The organism is Citrobacter koseri ATCC BAA-895 (genome assembly GCF_000018045.1).
Lineage (GTDB): Bacteria > Pseudomonadota > Gammaproteobacteria > Enterobacterales > Enterobacteriaceae > Citrobacter_B > Citrobacter_B koseri.
In genome coordinates, this window is sequence record NC_009792.1 from 702,969 (window position 1) to 720,442 (window position 17,474).

Annotated in this window: 15 protein-coding genes and 1 pseudogene; all 16 read left to right on the forward strand. The window is 54.8% G+C overall.

All coding sequences use genetic code 11. The features are described from left to right. The 16 genes and pseudogenes from wcaA to wcaL all read left to right on the forward strand — a co-directional run bounded on the left by wcaA (nt 1) and on the right by wcaL (nt 17,474). Entirely contained in the window at nt 1-843 is an 843-nt protein-coding gene (gene wcaA, locus CKO_RS03150; RefSeq protein ID WP_024130193.1) for a colanic acid biosynthesis glycosyltransferase WcaA, read from the forward strand. A 2-nt stretch (nt 844-845) separates the two neighbouring features. Further along, nucleotides 846-1,334 (forward strand): colanic acid biosynthesis acetyltransferase WcaB, encoded by a 489-nt coding sequence (wcaB, locus tag CKO_RS03155; RefSeq protein WP_024130194.1) that lies wholly within the window; start codon nt 846-848, stop codon nt 1,332-1,334. Continuing rightward, a complete protein-coding gene (wcaC, locus tag CKO_RS03160) occupies nt 1,331-2,548 on the forward strand; it encodes a colanic acid biosynthesis glycosyltransferase WcaC (protein WP_012131704.1) in 1,218 nt (405 codons plus the stop codon). The genes wcaB and wcaC overlap by 4 nt, the downstream gene beginning before the upstream one ends. Then, nucleotides 2,523-3,743: a colanic acid polymerase WcaD gene (wcaD, locus tag CKO_RS03165; protein WP_012131705.1), complete on the forward strand. Its 1,221-nt coding sequence runs from the start codon at nt 2,523-2,525 to the stop codon at nt 3,741-3,743. Before wcaC ends, wcaD begins: the two co-directional genes overlap by 26 nt. 12 nt (nt 3,744-3,755) lie before the next feature. Next, entirely contained in the window at nt 3,756-4,502 is a 747-nt protein-coding gene (wcaE, locus tag CKO_RS03170) for a colanic acid biosynthesis glycosyltransferase WcaE (protein ID WP_012131706.1), read from the forward strand. A gap of 15 nt (nt 4,503-4,517) precedes the next feature. Then, nucleotides 4,518-5,072, forward strand: coding sequence for a colanic acid biosynthesis acetyltransferase WcaF (wcaF, locus tag CKO_RS03175; RefSeq protein WP_024130195.1), 555 nt, complete (start codon nt 4,518-4,520; stop codon nt 5,070-5,072). Nucleotides 5,073-5,095: 23 nt separating this feature from the next. Further along, entirely contained in the window at nt 5,096-6,217 is a 1,122-nt protein-coding gene (gmd, locus tag CKO_RS03180; RefSeq protein ID WP_012131708.1) for a GDP-mannose 4,6-dehydratase, read from the forward strand. A 2-nt stretch (nt 6,218-6,219) separates the two neighbouring features. Further along, nucleotides 6,220-7,185 (forward strand): GDP-L-fucose synthase, encoded by a 966-nt coding sequence (fcl, locus tag CKO_RS03185; RefSeq protein ID WP_012131709.1) that lies wholly within the window; start codon nt 6,220-6,222, stop codon nt 7,183-7,185. A 2-nt stretch (nt 7,186-7,187) separates the two neighbouring features. Then, nucleotides 7,188-7,661, forward strand: a pseudogene (locus tag CKO_RS03190) (GDP-mannose mannosyl hydrolase); the annotation flags it as partial. A gap of 86 nt (nt 7,662-7,747) precedes the next feature. After that, complete coding sequence (gene wcaI, locus CKO_RS03195) at nt 7,748-8,971, forward strand: colanic acid biosynthesis fucosyltransferase WcaI (RefSeq protein ID WP_024130196.1); 1,224 nt, start codon at nt 7,748-7,750, stop codon at nt 8,969-8,971. Between the two features lie 3 nt (nt 8,972-8,974). Next, a complete protein-coding gene (gene cpsB / locus CKO_RS03200; protein ID WP_012131712.1) occupies nt 8,975-10,411 on the forward strand; it encodes a mannose-1-phosphate guanyltransferase in 1,437 nt (478 codons plus the stop codon). A 148-nt stretch (nt 10,412-10,559) separates the two neighbouring features. Continuing rightward, nucleotides 10,560-11,930, forward strand: a complete 1,371-nt coding sequence (cpsG, locus tag CKO_RS03205) for a colanic acid biosynthesis phosphomannomutase CpsG (RefSeq protein ID WP_012131713.1) — start codon at nt 10,560-10,562, stop codon at nt 11,928-11,930. 54 nt (nt 11,931-11,984) lie between these two features. Beyond that, on the forward strand, nt 11,985-13,379 hold the full coding sequence (gene wcaJ, locus CKO_RS03210) for an undecaprenyl-phosphate glucose phosphotransferase (protein WP_012131714.1): 1,395 nt from the start codon (nt 11,985-11,987) through the stop codon (nt 13,377-13,379). A 9-nt stretch (nt 13,380-13,388) separates the two neighbouring features. Further along, the gene (gene wzxC, locus CKO_RS03215; RefSeq protein ID WP_012131715.1) at nt 13,389-14,867 is read left to right on the forward strand and encodes a colanic acid undecaprenyl disphosphate flippase WzxC; all 1,479 of its coding nucleotides are present in this window, start codon (nt 13,389-13,391) and stop codon (nt 14,865-14,867) included. Between the two features lie 109 nt (nt 14,868-14,976). After that, on the forward strand, nt 14,977-16,257 hold the full coding sequence (wcaK, locus tag CKO_RS03220; protein WP_012131717.1) for a colanic acid biosynthesis pyruvyl transferase WcaK: 1,281 nt from the start codon (nt 14,977-14,979) through the stop codon (nt 16,255-16,257). After that, nucleotides 16,254-17,474 (forward strand): colanic acid biosynthesis glycosyltransferase WcaL, encoded by a 1,221-nt coding sequence (gene wcaL, locus CKO_RS03225; RefSeq protein ID WP_012131718.1) that lies wholly within the window; start codon nt 16,254-16,256, stop codon nt 17,472-17,474. Before wcaK ends, wcaL begins: the two co-directional genes overlap by 4 nt.

The following is a 17,474-nucleotide window of genomic DNA, read 5'->3' on the forward strand; positions in this document are numbered from 1 at the left end:
ATGACAATAGACAACCCACTGATTTCGATCTACATGCCAACCTGGAATCGGCAGCAACTGGCGATTCGCGCGATTAAATCGGTGCTGCGCCAGGACTATACCCACTGGGAAATGATCATTGTGGATGACTGCTCCTCATCGTATGAGCAGTTGCAGCAGTTTGTTGAAGGGTTAAACGACCCGCGCGTGCGCTACACCCACAATGCGATCAATTCCGGCGCCTGCGCGGTGCGTAATCAGGCCATTATGCAGGCGAAAGGGCAGTACATCACCGGGATCGATGATGATGATGAATGGACGCCGAACCGTCTGAGCGTGTTCCTTGAACATAAGCATCAGCTGGTAACGCACGCGTTTTTATACGCCAATGACTATGTCTGCGAAGGCGAGGTTTACTCGCAGCCGGCCAGTCTGCCGCTGTACCCGAAATCGCCGTACTCACGCCGTCTTTTTTATAAACGCAATATCATTGGCAATCAGGTCTTTACCTGGGCCTGGCGTTTTAAAGAGTGCCTGTTTGATACCGAACTGAAAGCCGCGCAGGACTACGATATTTTCCTGCGCATGGTGGTTGAGTACGGCGAACCGTGGAAAGTGGAAGAGGCGACGCAGATTCTGCACATCAATCACGGTGAAATGCAGATCACCTCCTCGCCGAAAAAGTTCTCCGGCTACTTCCATTTCTACCGCAAGCATAAAGACAAATTCGACCGCGCCAGCAAAAAGTATCAGCTGTTTACGCTGTACCAGATCCGCAATAAGCGAATGACCTGGCGCACGTTGCTGACGCTGTTTTCTGTGCGTAACGGCAAACGCCTGGCTGACGGACTGCGGGGGCGTTAAGGATGCTGGAGGATCTACGCGCAAACAGCTGGAGTCTGCGCCCGTGCTGCATGGTGCTGGCCTACCGCGCCGCCCATTTTTGTTCCGTCTGGCGCAAAAAAAATGTGCTGAATAACCTGTGGGCCGCGCCGGTGCTGGTGCTGTACCGTCTGATGACCGAATGCCTGTTTGGTTACGAAATTCAGGCCGCCGCAACCATCGGCCGACGCTTCACCATCCATCACGGTTATGCCGTCGTGATCAATAAGCATGTCGTCGCGGGCGACGACTTCACCGTGCGTCATGGCGTCACCATCGGCAACCGGGGCGGCGACAGCCTGGCGTGCCCGGTCATTGGTAACGGCGTTGAGCTGGGCGCTAACGTCATTTTGCTGGGGGATATCACCATCGGCAATAACGTGACTATCGGGGCGGGCAGCGTGGTGCTCGACACGGTTCCCGATAACGCGCTGGTAGTGGGAGAGAAGGCGCGAGTGAAGGTAATTAAATGAATATTCTGCAATTTAATGTTCGACTGGCGGAAGGCGGCGCGGCGGGCGTGGCATTAGACCTGCACCTGCGCGCGCTACAAAAAGGCCTGACCTCGCACTTTGTCTATGGCTACGGCAAAGGCGGGAAGAAAAGCGTCAGCCACAGCAACTACCCGCATGTGATTAAACAGACGCCGCGTCTGACATCGGTCGCCAATATCGCGCTGTTTCGTCTGTTTAACCGTGACCTTTTTGGCAATCTCGATAATCTGTACCGCAAAGTGACCCGGACACCCGGCCCGCTGGTGCTGCATTTTCATGTGCTGCACAGCTACTGGCTGAATCTGGCGGAGGTTGTCGCTTTCTGCGAGAAGGTGAAAAACCACAAGCCGGACGTGAGGCTGGTCTGGACGCTGCACGATCACTGGAGCGTGACCGGACGCTGTGCCTTTACCGACGGCTGTGAAGGCTGGAAAAGCGGCTGTCAGAAATGCCCGACGCTGACCAATTATCCGCCGGTAAAAGTGGACAGAGCGCACCAGCTGGTGGTGGGCAAGCGGCAGCTGTTTCAGCAGATGCTCTCGCTGGGCTGTCAGTTTATCTCGCCCAGCCAGCATGTGGCGGAGGCGTTTAACAGCCTGTACGGGGAAGGGCGTTGTCGCATTATCAATAATGGCATTGATGTGGCGACCGAAGCGATTCTGTCCGAACTGTCGCCGGTGAGCGAGCGCCAGGGCAAACCGAAAATTGCCGTGGTGGCGCACGATTTGCGCTATGACGGCAAAACAAACCAGCAACTGGTGCGCGACATAATGGCGGCAGGCAACAACATTGAGCTGCACACCTTCGGTAAGTTTTCCCCCTTCGACGGTGAGAACGTGGTGAATCACGGCTTTGAAACCGATAAACGCAAGCTGATGAGTGCCCTTAACCAGATGGATGCGCTGGTGTTCAGCTCCCGGGTCGATAATTACCCGCTGATTTTGTGTGAAGCCTTATCTATCGGCGTGCCGGTGATCGCCACGCACAGCGACGCGGCGCAGGAGGTACTGGCAAAATCGGGCGGGCGAACGTTCAGTGAAGACGAGGTGCTGAACCTGGTGCAGATGAGCAAATCCGACATTGCTCAGGCCGTATTTGGCGCCTCGCTGGAGGTCTTTTGCGAGCGTAGCCGCACCGCATACAGCGGACAACAGATGCTGGAGGAGTATGTCTCGTTCTATCAGAATCTGTAGTTACCTGCTGCTGCCGCTGATCTACCTGCTGGTCAACGTCAAAATTGCCCAACTGGGCGAAAGCTTCCCCATCACCATCGTCACCTTTTTACCCGTTTTGCTGTTGTTGTTCATTGAGCGCATCAGCATTAAAAAATTGATGATTGCGCTGGGCGTGGGGGCAGGGCTGACGGCGTTTAACTACCTGTTCGGTCAGTCGCTGGATGCCAGCAAATATGTCACCTCGACGATGCTGTTTGTTTACATCGTCATCATTATCGGCATGGTGTGGAGTATTCGTTTTAAAACCGTTTCCCCGCATAACTACCGCAAGATATTACGTTTTTTCTATATGGTGGTGGCATTTGTGGTGGCGCTGGCGGCAGTTGAGATGGCGCAGATCATTCTCACCGGCGGCAGCAGCTTAATGGAAGGAATTTCGAAATATCTTATTTACAGTAATAGCTATGTGCTGAATTTTATTAAATTTGGCGGTAAGCGAACCACTGCGCTCTATTTTGAACCGGCGTTTTTTGCTCTGGCGTTAATCTCAATTTGGCTCAGCATCAAACAGTTTGGTATCAAAACCCCTAAGACCGATGCTATGATTCTGGCAGGGATAATATTATCAGGATCATTTTCAGGGGTAATGACCTTTATCCTGTTTTACTTACTGGAGTGGGCATTTCAGTATCTGAATAAGGATGCGATAAGGAAAAAATTGCCACTGGCGATTATTTCGTTGGGCGTATTTTTAGTCGGTGTGGTTTTTGCGTTTCCTTATATCGCTGAACGTCTTGGAGATTTAGGAACGGAAGGCTCGTCATCGTATTATCGTATCGTTGGGCCATTAGTGATGGTCGGTTATTCGTTGACCCATATTGATGGCGTAGTCAGATTTGGCTCACTTTATGAATATGTCGCATCATTCGGAATTTTTAACGGTGCGGATGTCGGGAAAACAATAGACAATGGCCTGTATCTGCTGATTATTTATTTCTCATGGTTCGCGGTGTTATTGACCGCATGGTACATGTGGAAAATCTTAAAAATGACGCTGAATGCGTTTGGCGATAATCAGAATTTTCGGGTGCAGCTTTATCTCTTTACGCCGGTATCGTTGTTTTTTACCGGTTCGATATTTAGCCCGGAATATGCATTTTTAATCGTTTGTCCTTTTATTTTGCGCAAAGCGCTAAATATTACGAATTCATGACGAGGTGGTTTTATGTTACTTAGCGTCGTTACTGTCGCCTTTCGTAATTACGACGGCGTGGTAAACACCTGGCGCTCGCTGCGCAACCTGGCGCGCGATCCCAGCCTGACCTTTGAATGGATTGTCGTGGACGGCGGTTCGGATGACGGCACCGCCCAGTTTCTGGAAAAACTCAACGGTGAGTTTAACTTACGCTTCGTAAGTGAAAAAGATCGCGGTATTTACGACGCGATGAACAAAGGCATTGCGATGGCGCAAGGGCGCTATACTCTTTTCCTCAATTCCGGCGATGTGTTTCATGAAGATGTCACCGATTTTGTCCGTCAACTGGGGCGAAAAAATGATGACGCGATGTACATTGGCGACGCGTTACTGGATTTTGGTGAAGGAAATAAAACCCGACGAAGCGCCAAACATGGCTGGTATATCTACCACAGCTTACCCGCCAGCCATCAGGCTATTTTCTTCCCGACCGCAGGGCTGAAAAAACATCCATACGATCTGCAATATAAGGTGTCATCTGATTACGCGCTGGCAGCCAGTCTTTATAAATCAGGCTATCCTTTCCGTCGAATCAAAGGGTTGGTGTCTGAATTTTCTATGGGCGGCGTGTCAACCTCAAACAATCTGGAATTATGCCGGGATGCAAAAAACGTGCAGCGTAAAATATTACGTGTCCCCGGATTTTGGGCGGAATTATCTTATTTATTACGTCTGAAAACGACAGGCAAAGCAAAAGCCTTATATAACAAAGCCTGAATATAAGGAAAAATGATGCAGGATTTAAGCGGCTTCTCGGTGCCGAAAGGGTTCCGGGGCGGCAATGCAATAAAAGTGCAATTATGGTGGGCGGTGCAGGCGACGTTATTTAGCTGGTCGCCGCAGGTGATGTATCGCTGGCGCGCATTTTTATTACGGATGTTTGGCGCAAAAATAGGAAAAAACGCAGTCATCCGACCTTCTGTAAAAATTACGTATCCGTGGAAATTGACGTTAGGTGATTACGCCTGGGTCGGCGATGACGCCGTTTTATATACGCTGGGTGACATTACGATTGGCGCACACTCTGTTATTTCGCAGAAAAGCTATTTATGTACCGGCAGTCATGATTATGCCAGCGCCCATTTTGATATTAACGCCACGCCAATTGTGATTGGCAAGAAATGCTGGCTGGCGACGGATGTCTTTGTCGCTCCCGGCGTAACGATAGGCGACGGCACCGTCGTTGGTGCGCGAAGCAGTGTTTTTAAATCGCTACCGGCAAACACAATCTGCCGTGGCAATCCCGCAGTGGTAACGCGCGAGCGCGTTGAGAAAGTTACTCCCTAACGGGACTATTTGAGGAAAATAAAATGTCAAAAGTCGCTCTCATTACTGGCGTAACCGGGCAGGATGGTTCTTACCTGGCGGAACTTCTGCTGGAGAAAGGTTACGAGGTTCATGGTATCAAGCGTCGCGCGTCTTCGTTCAATACCGAACGCGTGGATCATATCTATCAGGACCCGCATGCCAGCAACCCGAAATTCCACCTGCACTACGGTGATCTGACCGACTCATCCAACCTGACCCGCATTTTGCAGGAAGTGCAGCCGGATGAAGTCTACAACCTGGGGGCAATGAGCCACGTTGCGGTTTCGTTTGAGTCCCCGGAATACACCGCCGACGTGGATGCGCTGGGTACGCTGCGTCTGCTGGAGGCGATCCGCTTCCTGGGCCTGGAAAAGAAAACCCGTTTCTATCAGGCCTCCACCTCTGAGCTGTACGGTCTGGTGCAGGAAATTCCGCAAAAAGAGACCACGCCGTTCTATCCGCGCTCTCCGTATGCCGTCGCCAAACTGTACGCCTACTGGATCACCGTTAACTACCGCGAATCCTACGGCATCTACGCTTGTAACGGCATTCTGTTCAACCATGAATCTCCGCGTCGCGGCGAAACCTTCGTGACCCGCAAAATTACCCGCGCGATTGCCAATATCGCTCAGGGGCTGGAGTCCTGCCTGTTCCTCGGCAACATGGATTCCCTGCGTGACTGGGGCCATGCCAAAGACTACGTCAAGATGCAGTGGATGATGCTGCAACAAGAGACGCCGGAAGATTTCGTGATCGCGACCGGCGTGCAGTACTCCGTGCGTCAGTTCGTCGAAATGGCGGCGGCACAGCTGGGGATCAAACTGCGCTTTGAAGGGGAAGGCGTGGAAGAGAAAGGGATTGTCGTTTCTGTCACCGGTCATGACGCGCCGGGCGTGAAGCCGGGTGATGTGATTATCGCCGTTGACCCACGCTACTTCCGTCCTGCGGAAGTGGAAACCCTGCTGGGCGACCCGTCAAAAGCGCACGAGAAGCTGGGCTGGAAACCGGAGATCACACTCCAGGAGATGGTGTCTGAAATGGTTGCGAAAGACCTGGAAGCGGCGAAGAAACATTCCTTGCTGAAATCTCATGGCTACGAGGTTGCCATCGCGCTGGAGTCCTGAGGATGATGAAACAACGTATTTTTGTGGCGGGCCATCGCGGGATGGTGGGTTCCGCCATCGTAAGACAGCTGGCGCAGCGTGAGGATGTGGTGCTGGTGCTTCGCACCCGCGACGAGCTGAATTTGCTGGACAGCCGGGCGGTACAGGCATTCTTCGCTGAAGAACGCATTGACCAGGTTTATCTGGCGGCGGCGAAGGTGGGCGGTATTGTCGCCAACAATACGTACCCGGCCGATTTCATCTACGAGAACATGATGATTGAGAGCAACATCATTCACGCCGCGCATCTGCACAACGTGAACAAGCTGTTGTTCCTCGGTTCCTCCTGTATCTACCCCAAACTGGCAAAACAGCCGATGGCGGAAAGCGAACTGCTGCAAGGGTCGCTTGAACCAACCAACGAGCCGTATGCCATCGCCAAAATTGCCGGGATCAAACTGTGCGAGTCCTGGAATCGCCAGTTTGACCGCGATTACCGCTCGGTCATGCCGACCAACCTGTACGGGCCGCATGACAACTTCCACCCGAATAATTCGCACGTCATTCCCGCGCTGCTGCGTCGCTTCCATGAAGCGACCGAACAGAACGCGCCGGATGTAGTGGTATGGGGCAGCGGGACACCGATGCGCGAGTTCCTGCATGTGGATGATATGGCTGCCGCCAGCATCCATGTGATGGAGCTGGATCGCGAAGTGTGGCAGGAGAACACGCAGCCGATGCTCTCGCACATCAACGTCGGTACTGGTGTGGATTGCACCATTCGGGAGCTGGCGCAAACGATCGCTCAGGTCGTGGGCTACAAAGGGCGGGTGGTGTTTGACGCCACGAAACCGGACGGCGCGCCGCGCAAACTGCTCGACGTAACGCGCCTGCATCAGCTTGGCTGGTATCACGAGGTGTCGCTGGAGGCCGGGCTTGCCAGCACTTACCAGTGGTTCCTTGAGAACCAGCACCGGTTCCGGGGGTAAACATGTTTTTACGTCAGGAAGATTTCGCTACCGTCGTGCGCTCTACGCCGCTGATCTCCATTGATTTGATCGTGGAGAATGAGCGCGGCGAGTTCCTGCTGGGCAAGCGCACCAATCGCCCTGCGCAGGGTTACTGGTTCGTACCGGGCGGGCGCGTGCAGAAGGATGAGACGCTGGAAAATGCGTTTGAGCGTCTCACTCAGGCGGAACTGGGGCTGCGTTTACCGCTGTCCGCAGGCGCGTTTTATGGCGTCTGGCAGCACTTCTATGACGATAACTTCTCCGGCGAAGACTTTACCACTCATTACGTTGTGCTTGGTTTTCGCCTGAAGGTGAATCAGGCGGATTTGCATCTGCCTGATGAACAACATGAAGATTATCGCTGGCAGACGCCTGAGCGGCTTCTGGCAAGCGCCAGCGTTCACGACAACAGTCGGGCGTACTTCCTCGCGGATCGTCAGTCCGGGGTGCCTGGATGTTACACGAAATCATTCAGCCTGAATCAAGGCGGCAGGGGTGAGCAGATGCAGCCAACGCAGAGTCAGGTTGAAGGATGAAGCGTATGAGAATCCTTGTGTACGGCATCAACTACTCGCCGGAGCTAACCGGCATCGGTAAATATACCGGCGAGATGGTGGAGTGGATGGCGCGTGAAGGGCATGAAGTTCGGGTGATCACCGCGCCGCCTTATTACCCGCAGTGGAAAGTGGGCGAGCAGTATTCCTCCTGGCGTTATCGCCGGGAAGAGGGGGCGGCCACCGTCTGGCGCTGCCCGTTATATGTTCCGACGCAGCCATCGACGCTGAAACGCTTGCTGCACCTGGGCAGTTTCGCCCTGAGCAGTTTCTTCCCGCTGATGGCGCAGCGACGCTGGAAGCCGGATCGGATTATCGGCGTGGTGCCGACGCTGTTTTGCACGCCGGGTATGCGTTTGCTGGCGAAACTCTCCGGCGCGCGCACGTTGCTGCACATTCAGGACTACGAGGTGGATGCGATGCTCGGTCTGGGGCTGGCCGGGCAAGGCAAGAGCGGTAAGGTTGCCCGACTGGCCGCCGCGTTCGAGCGCAGCGGTCTGCACAACGTCGATAACGTCTCCACCATCTCCCGCTCAATGATGAATAAAGCGCAGGAGAAAGGGGTCGCGGCAGACAAGGTGATTTTCTTCCCTAACTGGTCGGAAGTGGCGCGTTTTCGCGATGTGACCGTTAGCGATGCGGCCCGCTTACGTCAGACGCTGGGGTTGCCGGATGATAAAAAAATCATTCTGTACTCCGGCAATATTGGTGAAAAACAAGGGCTTGAGAACGTGATCGACGCCGCTGAGCGTCTTACCGATCGCCCCTGGTTGTTTGTCATTGTCGGGCAGGGCGGCGGCAAAGCGCGGCTGGAAAAAATGGCCCGTGAACGCGGCCTGGATAACGTCAAATTTTACCCGCTTCAGCCTTATGAAGCCTTACCTGCGTTGCTGAAGATGGGCGATTGCCATCTGGTGGTGCAAAAGCGCGGCGCGGCGGATGCCGTTTTGCCGTCGAAACTGACCAATATTCTGGCGGTGGGCGGCAACGCGGTGATTACCGCTGAACCGGAAACCGAACTCGGCCAGCTTTGTCGCGACTATCCCGGCATTGCCGTTTGCGTGGAACCGGAGTCGGTCGATGCGCTGGTGACGGGGATTACTCAGGCGCTTGCCATGCCTGAGAACAACACGGTGGCATGCGAATATGCCGAACGCACGCTCGATAAAGAGAACGTGTTACGTCAATTTATTACAGATATTCGGGGATAAATCATGGGTCAACGTAAACTTTATCCGGTCGTGATGGCGGGTGGCTCGGGTAGCCGTTTATGGCCGCTTTCTCGTGTACTTTATCCAAAACAGTTTCTCTGCCTGAAAGGCGATCTCACCATGCTGCAAACGACTATTTGTCGTCTGAACGGCGTGGAGTGCGAAAGCCCGGTGGTGATTTGCAATGAGCAGCACCGCTTTATTGTCGCCGAACAGTTGCGCCAGCTAAACAAACTGACGGAGAACATTATTCTTGAGCCTGCCGGGCGCAATACCGCGCCAGCGATTGCGCTGGCGGCGCTGGCGGCGAAACGCCACAGCCCGGAAGGCGATCCGCTGATGCTGGTACTGGCGGCCGATCACGTCATCGCTGATGAAGGAGCGTTTCGCGACGCGGTGCGTAACGCCATTCCGTATGCTGAAGCGGGCAAGCTGGTCACGTTCGGCATCGTGCCGGATCTGCCAGAAACCGGCTATGGCTATATTCGTCGCGGCGATGTCTCTCCCGGCGAGCAAGACGCGGTTGCTTTTGACGTCGCGCAGTTTGTCGAAAAACCCAATCTTGAAACCGCGCAGGCCTACGTGGCGAGCGGCGACTACTACTGGAACAGCGGGATGTTCCTGTTCCGCGCCGGACGTTATCTGGAAGAACTGAAAAAATACCGTCCCGATATTCTGGACGCCTGCGAAAACGCGATGAGCATCGTTGACCCCGATCTCGACTTTATCCGCGTGGATGAAGAGGCGTTCCTCGCCTGCCCGGAAGAGTCGGTGGACTACGCGGTGATGGAGCGCACGGCGGATGCGGTGGTTATGCCGATGGATGCCGGCTGGAGCGACGTGGGTTCCTGGTCTTCACTGTGGGAAATCAGCGCGCACACCGCCGAGGGAAACGTGCATCACGGCGACGTCATTAGCCATAAAACGGAAAACAGCTACGTTTATGCGGAGTCGGGCCTGGTGACGACCGTCGGGGTGAAAGACCTGGTGGTTGTACAGACCAAAGATGCGGTGCTGATTGCCGATCGCAATGCGGTGCAGGATGTGAAAAAAGTGGTGGAGCAGATTAAAGCTGACGGGCGTCATGAGCACCATATCCACCGTGAAGTCTACCGGCCGTGGGGCAAATACGACTCCATTGACGCTGGCGACCGTTATCAGGTGAAACGTATTACCGTTAAACCCGGCGAGGGGCTCTCCGTGCAGATGCATCACCATCGTGCTGAGCACTGGGTGGTGGTCGCAGGGACGGCAAAAGTCACCATCAACGGCGAAATCAAACTGCTCGGTGAAAACGAGTCTGTCTACATACCTCTGGGGGCGACCCACTGCCTGGAGAATCCGGGAAAAATTCCGCTCGACCTGATTGAAGTCCGCTCCGGTTCGTACCTTGAAGAGGACGACGTGGTGCGCTTCGCCGATCGCTATGGGCGGGTGTAAGCCCGGTAAGTTGCCGGATGGCGCGTTGCTTATCCGGCCTACAGGTCCGTAGGCCCGGTAAGCGCAGCGTCACCGGGCAATAAAACAAAAATTGAAAAAGGCTCTTACGAGAGTCAGGGCCAACTGTTGCCTGAAGAAGGGTAAAAACATGACGAAATTAACCTGTTTTAAAGCCTACGATATTCGCGGCAGGCTGGGCGAAGAGTTGAATGAGGATATCGCGTGGCGTATTGGCCGCGCTTACGGCGAGTTCCTGCAACCGAAAACCATTGTGCTGGGCGGCGATGTGCGCCTGACAAGCGAGTCGCTGAAACTGGCGCTGGCGAAAGGGTTGCAGGATGCGGGCGTTGACGTACTGGATATCGGCCTTTCCGGCACGGAAGAGATCTATTTTGCGACCTTCCATCTGGGCGTTGATGGCGGTATTGAAGTGACCGCCAGCCATAACCCGATGGACTACAACGGTATGAAACTGGTGCGCGAGGGCGCGCGCCCCATTAGCGGCGACACAGGCCTGCGCGACGTGCAGCGTCTGGCGGAAGCCAATGATTTTCCACCGGTCAACGAAGCCAGACGCGGCAGCTATAAGCAGATCAATCTGCGTGACGCCTACATCGACCACCTGTTCGGCTACATCAACGTCAACAATCTCACGCCATTGAAACTGGTCATCAACTCCGGCAACGGCGCGGCAGGCCCGGTGGTGGATGCCATTGAAGCCCGCTTTAAGGCGCAGGGTGTGCCGGTTGACTTCATCAAAATCCACAACACGCCGGACGGCAACTTCCCGAATGGCATCCCTAATCCGCTGCTGCCGGAGTGTCGCGATGACACCCGCAACGCCGTTATTGAACACGGCGCAGATATGGGCATTGCCTTCGACGGGGATTTCGACCGCTGCTTCCTGTTCGATGAGAAAGGGCAGTTCATTGAGGGCTACTACATTGTCGGCCTGTTGGCGGAGGCATTTCTGGAGAAACACCCGGGAGCGAAGATCATCCACGACCCGCGTCTGTCCTGGAACACCGTTGATGTGGTGACGGCGGCGGGCGGCACGCCGGTGATGTCGAAAACCGGCCATGCCTTCATTAAAGAACGTATGCGCCATGAAGATGCTATCTACGGCGGCGAAATGAGCGCCCATCACTACTTCCGTGATTTTGCGTACTGCGACAGCGGGATGATCCCGTGGCTGCTGGTGGCGGAGCTGGTATGTCTGAAAGGGCAGTCGCTGGGGGAACTGGTGCGTGACCGGATGGCGGCGTTCCCGGCCAGCGGTGAAATCAACAGCAAACTGGCAGAGCCTGCGGCCGCCATCAGCCGGGTGGAAGCACACTTTGCGCGTGAAGCGCTGACGGTGGACAGAACTGACGGCATCAGCATGTCGTTTGCCGACTGGCGCTTCAACCTGCGTTCTTCCAATACCGAACCGGTGGTGCGGCTGAACGTGGAATCACGCGGCGACATTCCGCTGATGGAAGCGCGAACGCGAACCCTGCTGACGTTGCTGAATCAGTAATGTCGGTTCTTCCCTTACCCGGCGACGGGTAAGGGGCTAATAACAGGAACAACGATGACAAATCTAAAAAAGCGCGAGCGAGCCAAAACCAATGCATCGTTAATCTCTATGGTGCAACGCTTTTCGGATATCACCATCATGTTTGGCGGGTTATGGGTTGTCTGCAAGCTGAGCGGATTGCCTTTCCTGTATATGCATCTGTTGGTGGCGCTGATCACGCTGGTGGTTTTTCAGATGCTGGGCGGCATAACTGATTTTTACCGTTCCTGGCGCGGCGTGAAGATTTCGACGGAACTGGCGCTGCTGCTGCAAAACTGGACGCTGAGTCTGGTCTTCAGCGCGGGCCTGATTGCCTTCAATAACGACTTCGATAACCGTCTTACCGTCTGGCTGGCGTGGTATGCGCTCTCCAGCGTGGGTCTGGTGGTCTGCCGCTCGTTCATTCGCTACGGAGCCGGATGGCTGCGTAACCGTGGGTACAACACGCGCCGGGTGGCGGTGGCGGGGGATCTTCCTGCCGGTCAGTCGCTGCTGGACAGCTTCCGCAAGGAGCCGTGGTTGGGTTTTGAAGTGGTCGGCGTTTACTACGATCCGAAACCGGGCGGCGTCTCTTCTGACTGGGCCGGAAATCTGCAACAGCTGGTCGAGGATGCCAAAGCCTCACGCATTCATAACGTCTATATCGCCATGTCGATGAGTGACGAGGCGCAGGTAAAAAAACTGGTGCGCGCTCTGGCGGACACTACCTGCTCGGTCATCCTCATCCCGGATGTTTTTACCTTCAATATTCTGCACTCGCGTATTGAAGAGGTAAGCGGCGTGCCGGTCGTGCCGCTGTATGACACGCCGCTGTCAGGGATCAATCGTCTGCTGAAACGCGCGGAAGATATCGTGCTGGCGTCGCTGATTCTGCTGCTGATCTCTCCGGTGCTGTGTTGCATTGCGCTGGCGGTCAAATTCAGTTCGCCAGGGCCGATCATTTTCCGTCAGACTCGTTATGGCATGGACGGTAAGCCGATCAAAGTGTGGAAATTCCGCTCCATGAAGGTGATGGAAAACGACAAAGTGGTGACGCAGGCGACGCAAAACGACCCGCGTGTAACCCGCGTGGGGAATTTTCTGCGCCGTACCTCGCTTGATGAACTGCCGCAGTTTATCAACGTTCTGACCGGCGGTATGTCTATCGTTGGGCCGCGCCCGCACGCGGTGGCGCATAACGAGCAGTATCGCCAGCTTATCGAAGGCTACATGCTGCGCCATAAAGTCAAACCCGGCATTACGGGGTGGGCGCAGATCAACGGCTGGCGCGGCGAGACCGACACGCTGGAGAAAATGGAAAAGCGCGTGGAGTTTGATCTGGAGTACATCCGTGAGTGGAGCGTGTGGTTTGACATCAAGATTGTTTTTCTGACGGTGTTCAAAGGCTTTGTGAATAAAGCGGCGTACTGAGGAACGATCATGAGCTTACGAGAAAAAACCATCAGTGGGGCGAAGTGGTCGGCGATCGCTACGGTTATCATCATCGGGCTGGGACTGATTCAGATGACCGTGCTGGCGCGGATTATTGATAATCACCAGTTTGGTCTGCTGACCGTGTCGCTGGTGATTATCGCCCTCGCCGATACGCTGTCGGACTTCGGTATTGCCAACTCCATTATCCAGCGTAAAACGATAAGCCACCTCGAACTCACCACCCTGTACTGGCTGAACGCTGGCTTAGGGCTGGCGGTGTGCGTCGTGGTGTTTTTGCTTAGCGACGTGATCGGCAACGTGCTGCATAACCCCGATCTGGCGCCGCTGATTAAAACTCTGTCGCTGGCGTTTGTGGTGATCCCTCACGGGCAGCAGTTTCGCGCGTTGATGCAAAAGGAGCTGGAATTTAACAAAATAGGCATGATCGAGACCAGCTCGGTGCTGGCGGGGTTCACCTTCACCGTGGTCAGCGCCCATTTCTGGCCGCTGGCAATGACGGCGATCCTCGGCTATCTGGTCAACAGCGCCGTCCGTACGTTGCTGTTCGGCTATTTTGGCCGGAAGATCTACCGCCCCGGCCTGCATTTTTCGCTGGCGTCTGTTTCGTCGAACCTGCGCTTTGGCGCATGGCTGACGGCGGACAGCATCATCAATTACGTCAATACTAACCTGTCGACGCTGGTGCTGGCGCGTATTCTCGGCGCGAGCGTCGCCGGGGGATATAACCTTGCTTATAACGTGGCGGTGGTTCCGCCAATGAAGCTTAACCCGATCATTACCCGCGTATTGTTCCCGGCGTTCGCCAAAATTCAGGATGATACGGAGAAGCTGCGCGTCAACTTCTACAAGCTGCTGTCGGTCGTGGGGATTATTAATTTTCCCGCGTTGCTCGGTCTGATGGTGGTATCGAATAATTTTGTGCCGCTGGTTTTTGGCGAGAAGTGGAACAGCATCATTCCGGTGCTGCAACTGTTGTGCGTGGTGGGGCTGTTGCGCTCTGTCGGCAACCCGATTGGTTCGTTGCTGATGGCGAAAGCGCGCGTCGATATCAGCTTCAAATTCAATGTGTTCAAAACCTTTCTGTTCATTCCGGCAATTATCGTTGGCGGCCATCTGGCGGGGGCGACAGGCGTGACGCTGGGCTTCCTGCTGGTGCAGATCATCAATACCGTTCTGAGCTATTTCGTCATGATTAAACCGGTGCTGGGGTCGAGCTACCGCCAGTACATCCTTAGCCTGTGGCTACCTTTTTATCTCTCTTTACCTACCCTGGCGGTGAGCTATGGGTTGGGGATTGCGCTGAATGGACATCTGCCGCTGAGCGTACTGCTGGCAACGCAAATCGTGGCGGGTGCGCTGGCCTTCGCCGTGATGATTGTGCTTTCGCGCCATCCGCTGGTGGTGGAGATGAAGCGCCAGTTTTGCCGTAGCGAAAAAATGAAAACACTGCTTCGCGCAGGATAACTTTTGCCGGATGGCGACGTTTACGCGTCGTATCCGGCCTATGAATTGATTTTGCTGTAGGCCGGATAAGGCGACAGCCGCCATCCGGCAACGATTTTAAGGGGCAAATATGAAATTACTGATCCTGGGCAACCACACCTGCGGCAACCGTGGCGACAGCGCAATTTTGCGCGGCCTGCTGGATGCCATTAACCGTCTTGAGCCTGACGCAGAAGTGGATGTGATGAGTCGCTATCCGGTGAGCTCATCCTGGTTATTGAATCGCCCGGTGATGGGCGATCCGCTCTATTCGCAGATGAAACAGCACAATAACGCGGCGGGCGTGATGGGGCGTGTGAAAAAAGTGCTGCGTCGCCGCTATCAGCATCAGGTACTGCTCTCCCGCGTCACCGATACCGGCAAGCTGCGCAATATTGCCATTGCGCAAGGGTTTACCGACTTCGTGCGTCTGTTATCCGGTTATGACGCCATTATCCAGGTCGGGGGCTCGTTTTTCGTCGATCTGTACGGTGTGCCGCAGTTTGAACATGCGTTGTGTACTTTTATGGCGAAGAAGCCGCTGTATATGATTGGTCATAGCGTTGGCCCCTTCCAGGACGAGCAGTTCAACACGCTGGCGAATTACGTCTTTGGTCATTGTGATGCGTTGATTCTGCGTGAATCAGTCAGTCTGGAGCTGATGAAGCGTAGCGATATCACCACGACGAAAGTTGAAGCGGGGGTCGATACCGCCTGGCTGGTTGATCATCACAATGACGATTTTGAACCGGGTTATGCCGTTCAGCACTGGTTAGCCCTTGCCGGAAAGCAAAAGACGGTTGCGATTACGCTGCGTGAACTGGCGCCATTCGATAAGCGTCTGGGAACCACCCAACAGGCTTACGAGAAGGCGTTTGCTGGCGTGGTGAACCGTATCCTTGAGGAAGGCTATCAGGTGATTGCGCTGTCAACCTGTACCGGTATCGACAGCTATAACAAAGACGATCGCATGGTGGCGTTAAACCTGCGCCAGCACGTCAGCGACCCGGATCGTTACCATGTGGTAATGGACGAACTCAACGATCTTGAAATGGGGAAAATCCTCGGCGCCTGTGAGCTGACCGTGGGCACGCGCCTGCATTCCGCCATTATTTCCATGAATTTCGCGACCCCTGCGATTGCCATTAATTATGAGCACAAATCTGCCGGAATTATGCAACAGCTGGGATTGCCTGAAATGGCGATCGACATTCGTCATTTGCTTGACGGCAGCCTGGAAGCGATGGTGGCCGATACGCTGGGGCAGTTGCCCGCGCTCAACGCGCGACTGGCGGACGCCGTAAACCGCGAGCGTGAACAGGGCTTTCGCATGGTGCAGTCAGTGTTAACCCGTATCGGGGAGGGGAAATGAAGGTCAGCTTCTTTTTACTGAAGTTCCCACTGTCGTCAGAGACCTTCGTGCTGAACCAGATCACCGCGTTTATCGATATGGGGTTTGAGGTGGAAATTGTCGCGTTGCATAAAGGCGACCTTGAGAACACGCATGCGGCGTATGACACCTACCGCCTGGGTGAAAAAACGCACTGGCTGCTGGATGAGCCGGAAGGCAAGCTGGCGAAGCTGCGCTATCGCGCCATTGCGTCTTTGCGTGGCGGTACGCGCGCATCGACCTGGAAGGCGCTGAATGTTTCACGTTACGGTGATGAAGCGCGCAACCTGATTCTATCCGCAATCTGCGGGCTGACGCCAAAAATGTTCCAGGCGGATGTTTTTATCGCCCATTTTGGCCCGGCGGGTGTAACGGCGGCGAAGTTGCGGGAACTTGGCGTGATCAAAGGCAAAATCTCCACCGTTTTTCACGGTATTGATGTATCGCACCGCGATGTGCTCAATCACTACACTCCTGAATATCAACGCCTGTTCCAGCGTGGCGATCTCATGCTGCCCATCAGTGAATTATGGGCGGGACGCCTTAAAACAATGGGGTGCCCGCCCGAGAAAATTGCGGTCTCGCGGATGGGCGTCGATATGACGCGCTTTACTCACCGTCCGGTAAAAGCGCCGGGTACGCCGCTGGAGATTATCTCCGTGGCGCGATTAACCGAGAAGAAAGGACTGCACGTAGCGATTGAGGCCTGCCGACAGCTCAAAGCGCAGGGGGTGGCGTTCCGTTATCGCATCCTGGGCATGGGGCCGTGGGAGAGACGCCTGCGCACATTGATTGAGCAGTACCAGCTTGATGATGTGATTGAAATGCCCGGCTTTAAGCCCAGCCATGAAGTGAAAAAGATGCTGGATGACGCGGATGTATTTCTGCTGCCGTCTATCACCGGTACGGATGGCGATATGGAAGGTATTCCGGTGGCGCTGATGGAAGCGATGGCAGTCGGGTTGCCGGTGGTTTCAACCGTTCACAGCGGAATCCCTGAACTGGTGGATGCCGGTAAGTCGGGCTGGCTGGTGCCTGAAAATGATGCTGAGGCGTTGGCGGATCAACTGGCGGCATTCAGTCGCATCGACACCGAGTCGTTGCGGCCTGTGGTACAACGCGCCCGTGAAAAAGTTGAGGCTGATTTTAATCAGCAGGTGATTAATCAACAGTTAGCCAGCCTGCTGCAAACGATGTAA

What these genes read in the sequence shown, in the direction of transcription:
- wzxC (WP_012131715.1), top strand. Translation starts at nt 13,389, where the DNA reads ATGAGCTTACGAGAAAAAACCATCAGTGGGGCGAAGTGGTCGGCGATC.
- gmd (WP_012131708.1), top strand. Translation starts at nt 5,096, where the DNA reads ATGTCAAAAGTCGCTCTCATTACTGGCGTAACCGGGCAGGATGGTTCT.
- wcaE (WP_012131706.1), top strand. Translation starts at nt 3,756, where the DNA reads ATGTTACTTAGCGTCGTTACTGTCGCCTTTCGTAATTACGACGGCGTG.
- cpsB (WP_012131712.1), top strand. Translation starts at nt 8,975, where the DNA reads ATGGGTCAACGTAAACTTTATCCGGTCGTGATGGCGGGTGGCTCGGGT.
- wcaJ (WP_012131714.1), top strand. Translation starts at nt 11,985, where the DNA reads ATGACAAATCTAAAAAAGCGCGAGCGAGCCAAAACCAATGCATCGTTA.
- wcaF (WP_024130195.1), top strand. Translation starts at nt 4,518, where the DNA reads ATGCAGGATTTAAGCGGCTTCTCGGTGCCGAAAGGGTTCCGGGGCGGC.
- cpsG (WP_012131713.1), top strand. Translation starts at nt 10,560, where the DNA reads ATGACGAAATTAACCTGTTTTAAAGCCTACGATATTCGCGGCAGGCTG.
- wcaI (WP_024130196.1), top strand. Translation starts at nt 7,748, where the DNA reads ATGAGAATCCTTGTGTACGGCATCAACTACTCGCCGGAGCTAACCGGC.
- wcaB (WP_024130194.1), top strand. Translation starts at nt 846, where the DNA reads ATGCTGGAGGATCTACGCGCAAACAGCTGGAGTCTGCGCCCGTGCTGC.
- wcaA (WP_024130193.1), top strand. Translation starts at nt 1, where the DNA reads ATGACAATAGACAACCCACTGATTTCGATCTACATGCCAACCTGGAAT.
- wcaD (WP_012131705.1), top strand. Translation starts at nt 2,523, where the DNA reads ATGTCTCGTTCTATCAGAATCTGTAGTTACCTGCTGCTGCCGCTGATC.
- wcaL (WP_012131718.1), top strand. Translation starts at nt 16,254, where the DNA reads ATGAAGGTCAGCTTCTTTTTACTGAAGTTCCCACTGTCGTCAGAGACC.
- wcaC (WP_012131704.1), top strand. Translation starts at nt 1,331, where the DNA reads ATGAATATTCTGCAATTTAATGTTCGACTGGCGGAAGGCGGCGCGGCG.
- fcl (WP_012131709.1), top strand. Translation starts at nt 6,220, where the DNA reads ATGATGAAACAACGTATTTTTGTGGCGGGCCATCGCGGGATGGTGGGT.
- wcaK (WP_012131717.1), top strand. Translation starts at nt 14,977, where the DNA reads ATGAAATTACTGATCCTGGGCAACCACACCTGCGGCAACCGTGGCGAC.